Source organism: Lacipirellula parvula, from assembly GCF_009177095.1.
In the GTDB taxonomy this organism is placed as follows: Bacteria; Planctomycetota; Planctomycetia; order Pirellulales; family Lacipirellulaceae; genus Lacipirellula; species Lacipirellula parvula.
In genome coordinates this window covers 5,496,933-5,510,624 of the sequence record NZ_AP021861.1, presented here as the reverse complement: position 1 = coordinate 5,510,624, position 13,692 = coordinate 5,496,933, and the positions used below count along the sequence as shown (strand labels likewise).

Sequence of the window (13,692 nt, the reverse complement as noted above, 5' to 3'; positions counted from 1 at the left end):
TTGCTCCGGCGGGTCGTTGACCCGCGGCTGCTAGAACTTGTGCCGCAGCTCGAGCCGTGCCCCATCGATGTCGTTCGAATTCTCCAGCCACCCGTGCATCGCGTCGGCGCGTAAGATCCACGCATTGCCGAGCCGCACCTGGTAGCGAACGCCTAGGGCGTACTGATCGCCCGGCGCGATTCGGCCAACCGGGTCGCCGAACGCTTGCAGCACGGCCGTTTCGACGATGAACTGCCGATCGAACTGCCCGCCGAGCAGGTCGACGCCGAAAGCGCCGCCGTAGGTGTCGTTGCCCGAGTCGTCGAGGAACGGGTACCCGGTGAGCAAGTCGCTTTCAAAGTTGATGCCGGTGTTTTTCAGAGGCCCCTGCAACCGGCCGAGCGGTTGCGGGCGATCAAAGCCCGCGAAGAAGTTCGCGTACGGAATGATGTTATACGGCAGCGGCGTCAGGAAGCTGTTTTCCATCAGCAGCAGGTAGCCGTCGGCCGTCCGCTGATCCTTCGGCACGTCTTGGCCGGCGTTGACGATCACCCGCATCGAGTTCGAGAGCAGGTTCGCGTATCGCCGCGTGTACGAAGCGCCGAGGTTAAAGTAGTCGAGCCCCAGGTCGGCGGGGTCGTCGACGTACGCTGCGCCAACTTCGAAGTAGCCGCCGCGACGTTCCATGAAGGTCGTCACGCCGACGAACTGAGCATCGTCCGCGTCGACGCTAAACGCATCGGTCGTCAGCTCTTTGAAGCCAGCGAAGAACGTCGTGTCGAAGTTCGAGATATCGAGCCCCGGCGAGTTCTTCGCCGGAATCGTCGCCGCGGCGCCGAGGAAGGCGTCCTCCAACCAAACGCCGTTCTGCAGCACCATTGGGATGAGACCCGCCGCGAACGGCATATCAAACGGCGCATCGGTGCCGCGAGCGCCGCCGATGAGGTAGCCGAGGTCGCCCTCAAAATACATCGTATCGGTGTTCTGATCCCAGCCGTCGAAATTGTCTTCGACTTCCATCCGGCTCTCGTCGACGACGACGCTGGTGAAGTTCTGCCCCTGGTCGAGCGGGCCGAAGAACATGTGGAACCGCTCGGTCGCCGTGATCGGGAAATCAAGGTCGAGGTTGAGCCGATTGGCCCAAATCCCTTGCGAGTTGCCGACGTTGTTGTTGCTCGCCACCGCAGTGCGGAAGTCGCCGTAGAGATACAGCTTCGGCCGCACGAGATTCGTCGGCCCCATGAACGTGAACGACGGCGGCCACGCGCCGTTGCCGTACAGCGGCGTGAACCCTTCGATCCACGGATACTGCGTCAGGTTGAGATGCTTGCCGCCGTAGACGCCGAGTTCCGCTTGCCCGTCCCAACAGTACGAGTCGAGCTTCGGATCAGGCGCGAAGTCGATCGACGTGAACGGTGCATCGTTGCTGCACGAGTCGTGGACCGGCGGTTCCGCCTGCATCACCGCGCCGTTGAGCTGCGGGGGCGTCGGCATCTGGTCCCAGATGATCGAGTGCGAGGAATCGACGCCCGGCGTCGAGGCCGGGACTGGTCCATAGCGACCGAGCGAACGCATGAATCCAGGCACGGCGGGAGGCGGGGCGAGCATTGTCCCCGTCAACGGCGGACCGAACACGGCTTGCACGCCGGTCGAGGCTGCATAGGTCGGTGCGCAAACCGGCGGCGGTGCGAAACTCGACGCACTGTTTGCGTTTGTGTTAGGAATTGCCGTGGGGTGCCACTGGCGTGTCGCCAGTGCAGATGTGGGAACTCGCTCGGCACTACTCACTGGCGACACGCCAGTGGCACCCGGAGGGATTGGCGGGCCGAACGCGCTCGCGGCGCCCGGGTTCGGATTCGCGGCAAAGAGAGCAATCGGTTGGTCGTTAGTCGGCGGCAACAGCTCGAGCGCTGGCCCCGCAGTCGGCGGCGCAAACAAATCGTCGAACGCCGATTGCGCGTGCACGGGCTCGACGTCAGCGGCCAAACCGACTGCACACAGCGACACCGCAACCGCGAGCGCGCACCGGCGCCACGGCGTCGTTATCGTTCGATCAATTCGTTGCGGCAAAGTCATTCGGCCAGGCGCGTTTCGTACTACTTGCAGGCTGTCGGTGCGGGATCACTCAACGGGTGCCACTGGCGTGTCGCCAGTGTGAAGTGCTCGATAGGTTCGAAGACTGATCGATCATGAACCGGGCTCGGCTGGCCTGGGGCTATATTTTCGAACTCTTACAAGGGTGGATAGATGGCCCTTCAGGCGAAGAAGAGCACTGGCGACACGCCAGTGGCACCCCTCCATCTACTTACTCACCTAAACGCGTACTCACTTAAGCACTCGCTTCCTCACTCACTCCACATCGAACTCCACGCTCGACGTATGAAAATCAAGCGTCCCCTCCATCATCGCGCGTTGCATCTCGGCCGTTGAATCGCAGAACCGCATGAAGTACATCGGTTCCGTCCGATTCCGCATCCGGAAGCTCAGCCGGTATCGCCCCGGTTCGCACAGCAGTTCGCCCGGGATCTTGTATGGCACGGTCCGAGACCCGAGCGGCGCGAGCGATCGCGCTTCCATCCGAATGAACGGCGGATGGTTGAGCACCGAGATCGGCTGCGCAGCAGGGCGGATAAAGGGCAGGGGATCGATGTCGATGTTTACCGGCAGGAAGAACTCGCGATCAGTCCCCTTAGCGCCGGTGATGAGGAACATCGTCTGCAGGTTGAACAACTGCCAATCGTACGGAATCCGTTTGTGGCGGACGTCTTCCGAATGGATGTCGGCCAAGTCGCCGAAGCGATCGAGGTAGCCGCTCTCCCAGACGCGCTGGCCGCGCGGGTTGATCAGCGCCACGTTGGCCCACAGCTGCGGCTGGGCGCCAAGCGACGCGGTCGGCAAGTTGTGCCCGTCGTTCGTGTTGGTGACGATGTAGTTGAACTCAAGGTCTTGCCCGCGCACGCGCGGTTTCGTGAAGAACGGCCCATCAACGTGCGATCCATTCTCCATCACCTGCGCCCGCAGCTGGTTCTTCACCTGCTTCTTCTTGAGGTTCTCATCGATGATGTCGCGGGCGTCGTAGCGATCGTCCGATTCCTTCCACGCTTCGGGGAAGGTGACGCGGATGGCGCCATCTTCCACGGCGTCCTCAAAGGCGTCGGTGCCCCAGCCCGCCCGCCAATCGAACTGCAGCCAGTCTTTCATCGACCAGCGATCAGCCTTCGGATTGAACGGGAACACGCCGGGGTGCGCGATTGAGTAGCCGGGGCCGTAGAAGACATGGTTTGCATGTTTGCGGTCGGTGTTGACTGTCTTCTTGTTGATCTCTGCCGCAGCGCCATACTCGTATCCGCTTGGCACGCCGGGAATGCGGCCCATGTGGCAGTCTTGGCACGAGATGCCCTTCTTGCAGGCCGGCGAGGCGCGGTATTGCTCCCACACCACTTCTAGCTTGATGCCGGGGTACACCGCCACCTGATGGCACGACGTGCAGAACGAGGCGTGGGACAGCTGCGGGAACGAGAACGCCGCCGCGTGCATCGGCTGGCCTGGTCCCGTTTCGTCGGGCGACGTTTTGACTTTGAATTTTTCTTTTTCGTCGATCACCTGCGCAACACCGTCGCCGCCAAAGGGGCCATACATCGGCGCGTAGACGTCGCCCGGCTCGATGCGGCGTTCGCCGTTCGTCTTGCCGTACCATTCGCGAATGCGATGGCAGGCAATGCACGTGACGCCTTCGCGAGCGACCGGCGGCAAATCGTACATCGGCGCCGCGCGCGAGATGCCGAGCGTCGTTCCCGCCGGCGAGTGGCAGCGGTAGCAGAAGTAGCCGATCGTCCCTTGCGTCAGGTCGTTGATCTTCTGCTCGAAGCGGTGGAACATCGGCGACACGGCCGCGTAGGCGTGGCTCGAGACGCTCCACTCTTCGTAGATTTTTTCGTGACAGACGCGGCAGGTTTTCGCTGAGGGGTAGAGCGATTCCGCCGCAAACGTGCAGCGCGACTGTTCACCCGGCGGCCGTTTGTCTGCTGTCTTCGCTCCCGCCGCAGCGTTCGCCGCATCCCCAGCCGCCGCTGCGCTCGGTTGCCCAGTAGCCGGACCGCCATGCGGTCCGGGAGCAGCGCCATGGGCCCCGCCATGCATCGGCGGCATCCCCGCCGGCGGCGGCACAAACGGCGACGGCGCTGCACCAGCCGGCGGTGCAGCAACAGGCGGCGTAGCCAACGGCAGCGTGGTCGTCGGCGGTTGTCCAACTCCCGGCACGATGCCGTTCGGCGCGACCGGCGGCACGGCTGGTGATGCAACTGGCGCTGGTGCAATGACAGGAGGCGCCACGCGCGGCGTCGCTTCGGGACCAAGCAAGTCGCCGCGGTCGTTCAGCATGTCCTGCGCAGGATTCGGCGTTGCGCGCGGCACAGTCGGCTGAGGTACAGCCGGTTGCGGAGCCACATTGGCTCGCGGCGCCGGCGAATGTTCCGGCGCAAGCAAATCGTCGACGCCGTTGAGCAGATCATCATCCGGCCGCAATTTTGTAGTCGCCGGCGGCGCTGGCGCGGCGGCTGGTGGCGCTGGCGTTGCCGCAGGCGCCTGAACAGCCGGCGCTTCCGCAGCAGGCGGCGACGCCGAGGGCGCGAGCCGGGGCGTCCCCGCCTCCGGCTGAGGCGCAACAGACGGAGGCGTCACAACCGCCGGCTGCTGCGCAGGCGCAGTTTCTACCGCCGCCGGAGCCTCCACCGCCGGCGCTTGCTTTTGAAACTCCGGCGAAGAATGCAGCAAATCATACTGCTCGCTAATGAGCTCATCATCAACCGGCGGCAACTGCACGAGCCGCATCACCGGCGAACCGTTTAGTTGGCCAACGCGAACTGGCCGCGGGTACTTCACCACCGGCGGCACTGGTTCGCCGTTCGCCGCGGGCACGATCGCATTGTCCTGCATCAGATCCGACTGCCGCTGCCCGGCCGTCTCGATGTCGGGTTCGCTCGCCAGCGCGATCCACCCGGGGCAGCCCCCTTGGGCGAGCATCTGCTGCACTTCTTCCTTGAGCTTCGAAGCGTAATGCGTCGGTTGATTGACGGAGACTGCCTGCACGCCATTCGCGGCGTCGTACGGCCCGCGATGGTCGGCCGCCGTCAGCGTCCCAACGGCGCCACGCTGTTCGTGCGAACTCTGCGGTGCGAGCAACATGCCGCACGCCGCGCACGCCACGAACAGGCAAACCGTCCGGGCGATCAGCGGCGTGAGACGACGAGTTGGCGATTCGGTGGGCCGCATCAACAGAGCATTCCTGACTCGGCGGAAAAGGAAGCGGCCACGGGCGCCGCCGCTAGCAGTCGTCTCAAGGTCTACGGATACGGTTTGATTGATCGAACCGGTGCGGAAGGAAGATTGAGACTTGCCTTCGCAGCCCGCAGAGCTTGCCAAGCTTCCGGGGTCAAAATGGCCCGACTAACCCTGCCGGCCCGTGGTGGCTACAATTCCCGTAGCCTGGGCGATTTGCCCTTCAGAACGCTTGGCCGTGCGAACTCGCGGCGAGCCGTATTCCGCGGAGAAAATCCAAACTGGGCCGACTTTGCCGGTTAGGAAAAAGGTAGGCTGGAGGGCTGGGCGCCCTCGGCCCGATGTTAGCCACAGAGTCTCAACCGTCCGCTTCTTTCGTGCGATGAACCGAATTCTCGCCAGCTTCGCCGCTTGCATGTTGCTGCTCCACGCAGCGATCGGCTGCTGCTGGCACCATCAGCACGTCGCCGTGCCAGCCGAGGCGAACAAATCGCAGTTCTTGCCCGTCGTTTGCGGCGGGCATGCCCACTCGCATGACGGGCATCGTCACGACCATGATCACGACTCGGCGCCGACCGAGTCCGAGCATCGTCACTCCGACGACGGCTGCGGCGAAGGGGCTTGCCAGTTCGTGAAAGCCGAAGCAACCGCCAGTCTGTCGCTGCTCAACGGCGCCATGCTTGCCACGGCGCCGGCGATCGACGCGTCGCTCGCGACCGAAGGCCGCTTCGCCAATCGCGATCGTCGCAGCAGCCACATTCTCGAGGGCGTGCCCCTCTATCTATGTCACCAAGTCTTGGTGATCTGACGCATGCCGCTGCGCTTCGATCGCCTGGATCGACGCGTTGCCTCCGCTGTTCTTAGCTCCGGAGGAGCGACATGTTGTAGCCAGGGGCGCAAGCCCCTGGTGTCCGCCGGGTTAAGAATCGAAAGCCCCGGAGGGGCGATACTGATTCAACGACTCGTGTCGCCCTTCCAGGGCTCAACGCAGAAATCTGCGACGCCAACCAGGGGCTCGCGCCCCTGGCTACACGATGCCGCCCCTTCCGGGGCTAATACAAACGTCGCCCATCGTTTCGCCGCTATCCTTCGCAAGCCTCGCCGCAGGTACGCATATGCCCGCTCGCACAACATCCACCCTCATCGGCTGGACGATCATCATCGTCTCCATCGTCGTCGGCCTCGCGGGCGGTGCATGGCTCATCGCTTCGCGCAACGGTTCGTCCGGCGAACCGACCGCCGCCGACTTCGCCGCGGCGCTCGGCGGCAAACCAGTCGAGGACGATCACGACCACGCCCCCGGCGACGGCCATGATCACGCCGAAGGCGAGGGGCATGACCACGCTGGCCACGACGAAGGCAACTCGCTTGAACTCAGCCCTCAAGCCCTCAAAAACATCGGCTACGAGCCCTTCACCGTCGCGGCCCGCGATTTCGAACGCAAGATCTCACTCCCCGGCATGATCGTCGAACGCCCCGGCAAAACGCAGTACCGCGTGTCGGCACCGCTCGGCGGCGTCGTCACGAAGGTCCACGTCATCGAAGGCGAAACCGTCGCCGTCGGCCAGCCGCTGTTCGACGTCCGGCTCACCCACGAAGAACTCGTTTCCGCCCAGGGCGAGTACCTGAAGACGCTCGAAGAACTCGACGTCGTCAATCGCGAAATTGAGCGGCTCGAAGCGCTCACCGAAGGGGTCATTCCTGGTAGCCGCCTCCGCGACCAGAAGTACGAGCGGCAGAAGCTCGAAGCGCTGCTCCGCGCCCAACGGCAATCACTCCTCCTCCACGGCCTCAGCGACGCGGAAGTCGACGAAATTGTGAAGACGCGACTCCTGTTGCAGTCCCTCACCATCAAAGCCCCGCCGCACGACGAGCAGTGCGACTGTGGCGACGAGCAACTCCTGCACGTGCAAAGCTTGCCGGTCGAGCGTGGCCAGCAAGTCGAAGCGGGAGCAACGCTCTGCGTGCTCGCCGATCATTGCAAACTCTACATCGAAGGGACCGCGTTCGAGGAAGACGCGACGCAAATCCGCGACGCGGCCTCGCGCGGGGCCGCCGTCTCCGCTGACCTGCTTGTACGAGACAGTCGCGAGCCGATGCTCGAAGGCTTGAAGATTCTCTACCTCTCCGACCAGGTCGACCGCGACTCGCGAGCGTTCCATTTTTACCTGACACTGCCGAACGAAATCGCCCTCGATCGCAAGGAGGGCGAGCATCGCTTCATGCAGTGGAAGTTCAAGCCGGGCCAACGCGTCGAACTTCGCGTCCCCGTCGAACAGTGGGAGAGCCGCCTTGTCGTCCCCGCCGAGGCGGTCGTCAGCGAAGGCGCCGAGGCGTACGTCTTCCAGCAGAACGGCTCGCACTTTGATCGCGTCCCCGTGCATGTTGAATATCGCGACCAGCAATCGGCGGTCATCGCCGCCGACGGCGCCCTCAAGCCGAAAGCCGTCATCGCCGCCCGCGGGGCGTTCCAGATGAACCTTGACCTGAAAAACAAAGCCGGCGGCGGCGTCGACGCCCACGCGGGGCATAGCCACTAAGTCATTTCGAAATGAAATACATCTAACACAGAGAGCACAGAGGACACAGAGAAAGCATCTGATCGTTAATTGCAATCAGTTTCGCATTGACTCTGTGCTCTCGGTGTCCTCTGTGTTGAAAAGTATTGATTTCTCAAACGAAGAATAAGGGTAGAGCGCTAAACAGCGACTGAGTTCCATGCTCAACGCCATCATCCGCCTCTCGCTCCAGTACCGCTTCGTGACGATCACGCTCGCGCTCGTCACGCTCGTTTACGGCGGTTACGCGCTCTTCAACCTGCCGATCGACGTCTTCCCCGACCTCAATCGTCCCCGCGTGACGATCATCACCGAGGCCCACGGCCTCGCGCCGGAAGAAGTCGAAACGCTTGTCTCGTTCCCGCTCGAGTCGGTCCTCAACGGCGCCACCGGCGTCGAGGCGGTCCGCAGCACTTCCGACGTCGGCCTGTCGGTGATCTACGTCGAATTCAAATGGGGGACCGACATCTACCTCGCGCGGCAAATCGTCACCGAGAAGATCGCGCTCGCCGCCGATCGCATGCCGAGCGGCGTTCACCCGCAACTCGCCCCCGTGTCATCGATCATGGGCCAGATCATGATGATCGGCATGGTGAGCGAAACAGGCGCCACGTCGCCGACCGAGGTCCGCACGCTCGCCGATTGGGTCGTCCGTCAGCGGCTGCTCACCATTCCCGGCGTCGCGCAAATCGTGACGATGGGCGGCGGCCGGCTGCAGTTCCAGGTCCTCGTGAACCCTGAATCGCTGGTGAAGTACGACGTCTCGCTGCAGAACGTCGAAGAGGCCCTCGCCAAGTCGAACAACAACGCCACCGGCGGCTATCTCAACGTCGGCGAAAACGAACTCCTCGTCCGCGCGATCGGCCGCGTCGAGAGCCTCGCCGATCTTGAATCGGTCGTCGTGAAGGCCGACCGCGAGCGACCCGTCCTGCTCGGCCAGGTCGCGAAGGTCGTCGAAGGCGACCAAATCAAACGGGGCGAAGCCGCCGTCGACGGTTCGCCTGCGGTGTTGCTGATCGTCACCAAGCAACCTGGCGCCGACACCCGCGACCTTACCGACCGCGTCGTCCGTGCGGTGAACGATCTGCAAAGCTCGCTGCCGAAAGACGTCCGCATCGATCCGAACATCTACCAGCAGCGGGTCTTCATCGATCTCAGCATTCACAACGTTATCGAAGCCCTGCGTGACGGCGGCATCCTCGTCGTCATCATCCTGTTCATCTTCCTACTCAACTTCCGCACGACGTTTATCACGCTCACCGCGATCCCGCTCTCGATCGTCTCCGCCGGCCTCGTCTTCAAGTGGTTCGGCATGTCGATCAACACGATGACGCTTGGCGGCCTCGCCGTCGCGGTCGGCGAACTGGTCGACGACGCGATCGTCGACGTCGAAAACATCTTCCGCCGTTTGCGAGAGAACCGCCATGCCGCCGTCCAGAAGCCTGCACTGCAGGTGATCTACGAGGCGAGCAGCGAAGTTCGCAACTCGATCGTCTTCAGCACGATCTTGGTGGTGCTCGTGTTCGTCCCGCTGTTCGCCCTCGGCGGCATGGAAGGGCGGCTCTTCGTGCCGCTCGGCGTCGCCTACATCGTCTCGATCATCGCCTCGCTCGTCGTGTCGCTCACGGTAACGCCCGTGCTGTCGTACTGGCTGCTGCCGAACGCCAAGTTCATGGCCGAGGAAAAGGACGGCCTCTTGCTCCGTTGGCTCAAGTCGATCGGCGGCGTCGTCATCCGCTTCAGCGTGCTGCATCCGTGGCCGATTCTTATCGCCGTCCTCGTTGCCGTCGGCGCCAGCGGCGTCGCCGTGACGCAAATGGGCCGCGACTTCCTGCCGCCGTTCGACGAGGGGACGGTGCAGGTCAACGTCCTCGTGCAGCCCGGCACCTCGCTCGAAGCCTCGAACCGCATTGGCGCCATCGTCGACGAACGGCTGCTGCAAGTCCCCGGCGTGGTGACGATCGCCCGCCGCACTGGCCGTGCCGAACTCGACGAACATGCGATGGGCGTCAACGTCTCGGAGATCATCGTGACGATTGATCCAGGTTCAGGCCGCACGCGCGAGCAGATTCTCGACGACATCCGCCATCAACTCGCCGACGTCCCTGGCACAGTCATCGCCGCCGAACAGCCGCTCCAGCATCTGATTTCGCACATGCTTTCCGGCGTGCAGGCCCAGGTGGCGATCAAACTCTACGGCGACGATCTCACAGTCCTCCGTCGCACCGCAGCCCAAATGAAGCAAGCGATCACCGGCGTTCCCGGGGTCACCGACCTGATGGTCGAGCAGCAGACGCTCATCCCGCAACTGCAGATCCAAACCCGCCGCGACGAACTCGCCCGCAACGGCCTCTCGGTCGACGACGTCAACGAATTCATCGAAACCGCGATGAACGGCCGCAAGGTTTCGGAAGTCCTCCGCGGCCAACGCAACTTCGACCTCGTCGTCCGCCTCGACGAACCGTATCGCGAAGACATCGAGTATCTGAAACGCCTGCGCATCAACCTTCCCACCGGCGGCGGGGTGCCGCTCAGCGCCGTCGCCGACGTGGTCGAATCTCGCGGTCCCAACACGATCAACCGCGAAAACGTCCGCCGCCGCATCGTCGTCTCGTGCAACACGACGGGCCGCGATCTCGCGAGCGTCGTCGGCGACATCCAGAATCGCTTGGCGCCGATCCAAGCGTCGCTGCCGACCGGCTACTTCATCCAGTACGGCGGCCAGTTCGAAAGCCAACAATCGGCGACGCAAATGATCGGGCTGCTTAGCCTCGCCTCGCTGGCGTGCATGTTCCTCGCCCTTTACACGCTCTTCCGCTCAGTAAACCTCGCGCTGCAAGTGCTCGCCGCTCTGCCGATGGCGGCGATTGGCGCCGTCACCGCGCTGCTCATCACGGGCCAATCGCTCACGGTGGCGAGCATGGTCGGCTTCATTTCGCTCGCCGGCATCGCGTCGCGCAACGGCATTTTGCTGATCGCCCACTACCTCCACCTCGTGCGGCATGAAGGCGAAAGCTTCTCGCTCGAAATGATCGAACGCGCCGGCAAAGAACGACTAGCGCCGATGCTAATGACCGCCCTCACCGCCGGCATCGCGCTCATCCCGCTCGTCCTTGCCGCGGGCGAACCGGGCAAAGAGATTCTCTACCCCGTCGCCACCGTGATCTTCGGCGGCTTGATTAGCTCAACGCTCCTCGACTTCTTCGTCCATCCCGCCCTCTTCTGGCTCTTCGGCCGAAAGGCTGCGGAGCAGGGCGAGCATGCGGCGGATGAACTTTTACCCCCGGGCTCCGCCCGGGGGTAGCGTGGCGTTGGGCAACGCTAGCGTGAAACGCAGTTATCTCTCTGGCAGACATACTGCTCAGCAGCGAGTAGTCGAAGCTTAGGAAACAAAACCCTGAGGTCCCCTCCCCCTCGAGGGGAGGGTTAGGGAGGGGGGCAGCAGCGTGTACCAGGGTTCCACCCCCTCCCCAGCCCTCCCCTCAAGGGGGAGGGAGCCACAGCATTCGTTGCGGCGGAGCCGGGGGCTAGTCTCGCGTCAACCCGGCCAAATCTGCCAGGCACGCGCCGCTTGAGCAGCACGGTATGCTCCACGCATGCCAACAACGCGCTGCGACCTCTGCCGTTCCGCCGACCAAAAAACAAAGCGGACGCCGACATTACTCGGCGTCCGCTCGTTGTGTGATCGCTGTCGAACCGTTTATCGCCACTCGCTGGCCGAGGCGCTTGTCGAATTCCAACGGAACTCGAATCCCTCGTCAGCGGCCGCGACGGACGCCACTCACCGGCAAGCCGCGTGAGCACCGCCCAGCAGCACGGCGTTAGTTCTTGAACAGCTCAACGTTCTTCGTGCGGTCGAAGTCCGCGTCGGTGAAGCCGTTGTTCACCTTCAGGTTCAGGTAAGTGTAGGCTTCTTCCAGCGGCGGTTCTTCGCCCGGGTTCTGCGGCCAGAGGTACGCCGCGTAGCGAATCGGCACGCGGAGCTCGTTGTCGATGAAGACTTGCGCTTTGTGGAAGCGGAAGTTCTTCCGCGGCGTGGGGTGAACGACTTCGATCACCGTCACAGGACGCTTGTCGGTCGCGGTGCCAATCGTCGTTTGCAGCGTGCGAACTTCGCACTCGCCGAAGTTGATGTCCTTCGAAGCGACGTCGATCAGTTCGGTCGTCAGGTTGCGGATGCCGAGCTTGCTGATCGGGTACTTCTGGCCAGCCATCGCGAGGCGGCCATCCGGATCAAGTTCAAACACGCCGAGCTTCTTGCGGAACCCCGAGTCGCGGGCATGCAGCACGCCCTTCTCGCCGTTCGGGCCGGCGACGTACAAGCACTCGCGACCCTTGTTGGGCGACAGGAAGAACATGTGGACGCTGAACGGTTGGTGCCGCACCTTCACGAAGGCGACTTCCTGCTCTTGCAGTTCGCCGTCGATCCGCTCCTGCTTGTACATGATCGCCGAGTAATCTTTGATGTCGGCGTCGATGTGCTGCACGCCTTCTTGGGCGACGCGAAGCGCGGGCATCAGCGGGTGTTCGCCCGGCTTCTGTTCCAGGTCGAACGGCGCGCCAGCGGCAGGCTCGGCAATGCGAGCGGCGACTTGCGTCGGCTGTTGCGCTTGCGCGGCAGCGGCGTTGGCGACGCGGTGGACCGGTTCAACGGTGCCTGCCGGCGCCTGAGCCTGCGCGCCGCGACCCGCCAGCAGCGAAACTGCCAGGGCTAGTGCAGGCGTACATTGGCGTAACACGCGAAGACGTAATTGACAGCTCATTCTGGGCGCTCTCCTATGGCGGCCTCCGGCCGCGTGATTGGCAGGGCGTTTGTATTTTCTAGGCGGGGACAGGGGAGCAAACGTCGTTCCTCACCCTGTCGGCGATGCGTGGCGGGGGCGTGCTTGCGTCGTTGGCCAGGCGGTCGGCAACGCGGAAATCCCAAGCGGGCTAAGGAGTTCAGCGTTAAGGTTTGACCAATCGGAAGGTCGCTAGGCGCGGACGATCCCTCTTGCCGCTTCCTAACTATCGTTCGCACTGGGCGAAACAATTACAATCGTCGTAACCTGGACCGGGAGTCAGCCTAACCGTTTCAGCCGATACCCCCAAGGCGGGGAATCGTATCCGAGTGTTACGACATCGAAAAGGTTAAACTGTGCAGAATAAGGAAACTTCCCCGTTTGTCCGCGTGGTGACCTCCGCCTTATTTGAAGAAAACGCCTATCTTCTCTCGCTTGCCGAGGGGGGCGCCTGCATCGTCGTCGACCCCGGGCTTGAGCCTGATCGGATCGTCGACGAGCTCGAAGCGGCCGGACTCCACCCGGTGGCGATCCTCAACACCCACGGCCACGCCGACCACATCGCCGGCAACGGCTATCTAAAAGAACGCTGGCCCGACGCACCGCTAGTGATCGGCGCCGGCGACGCCTGGAAGCTGACCGATGCGAAGGGGAATCTCTCGGCCGGGTTCGGAATGCCGATCATCAGCCCTGTTGCTGATCAAACGGTCGACGAGGGCGAGGTCGTTGAGTTCGCCGGCATCCGCTGGACAGTCTACGACACCCCCGGCCACAGCGCGGGCCACGTCATCTTCGTCGCGAAGGAGCTCTCGCCAATGATCGTCCTCGGCGGCGACGTGCTGTTCGCCGGCAGCATCGGCCGCAGCGACTTCCCCGACGGCGACCACGAGACGCTCATCGAATCGATCCGCACGAAGCTGCTGACGCTGCCTGATAGCGCCGTCGTGCTCCCCGGCCACGGCCCGCCAACGACGGTGGGCGAGGAGCGCCGCACGAATCCGTTTTTGACGTAGACCCTAGCCCCGGGCTCCGCCCGGGGGGGCGGCATCCATTCCGGTAGAGCGAAGTCGCGCTTAGCCCCCGGAGGGGGCGATATG

General features: G+C 63.4%; 7 protein-coding genes. 4 read left to right on the top strand and 3 right to left on the bottom strand.

Annotated elements, in window-relative coordinates:
• Positions 1-30: 30 nt before the first annotated feature.
• Together PLANPX_RS21545 and PLANPX_RS21540 are read right to left on the bottom strand one after the other, a co-directional pair.
• Complete coding sequence (locus PLANPX_RS21545) at positions 31-1,554, bottom strand: hypothetical protein (RefSeq protein ID WP_152100719.1); 1,524 nt, start codon at positions 1,552-1,554, stop codon at positions 31-33.
• 774 nt (positions 1,555-2,328) lie between these two features.
• The gene (locus PLANPX_RS21540; RefSeq protein WP_172992234.1) at positions 2,329-5,250 is read right to left on the bottom strand and encodes a multiheme c-type cytochrome; all 2,922 of its coding nucleotides are present in this window, start codon (positions 5,248-5,250) and stop codon (positions 2,329-2,331) included.
• Positions 5,251-5,638: 388 nt separating this feature from the next.
• Here PLANPX_RS21540 and PLANPX_RS21530 point away from each other — a divergent pair, with 388 nt between their 5' ends.
• The 3 genes from PLANPX_RS21530 (at position 5,639) to PLANPX_RS21520 (ending at position 11,118) form a co-directional block, all read left to right on the top strand.
• Positions 5,639-6,064, top strand: coding sequence for a hypothetical protein (locus tag PLANPX_RS21530; protein ID WP_152100716.1), 426 nt, complete (start codon positions 5,639-5,641; stop codon positions 6,062-6,064).
• 307 nt (positions 6,065-6,371) lie between these two features.
• Positions 6,372-7,796: an efflux RND transporter periplasmic adaptor subunit gene (locus tag PLANPX_RS21525; protein WP_172992233.1), complete on the top strand. Its 1,425-nt coding sequence runs from the start codon at positions 6,372-6,374 to the stop codon at positions 7,794-7,796.
• Between the two features lie 178 nt (positions 7,797-7,974).
• Positions 7,975-11,118, top strand: a complete 3,144-nt coding sequence (locus PLANPX_RS21520) for an efflux RND transporter permease subunit (protein ID WP_152100714.1) — start codon at positions 7,975-7,977, stop codon at positions 11,116-11,118.
• 517 nt (positions 11,119-11,635) lie between these two features.
• Here PLANPX_RS21520 and PLANPX_RS21515 read toward each other — a convergent pair.
• Entirely contained in the window at positions 11,636-12,577 is a 942-nt protein-coding gene (locus tag PLANPX_RS21515; RefSeq protein WP_152100713.1) for a DUF1571 domain-containing protein, read from the bottom strand.
• Positions 12,578-12,987: 410 nt separating this feature from the next.
• Between PLANPX_RS21515 and PLANPX_RS21510 the strand changes: the two genes are divergently transcribed.
• Entirely contained in the window at positions 12,988-13,608 is a 621-nt protein-coding gene (locus PLANPX_RS21510) for an MBL fold metallo-hydrolase (RefSeq protein ID WP_232536213.1), read from the top strand.
• The last annotated feature ends 84 nt before the right edge of the window (positions 13,609-13,692 follow it).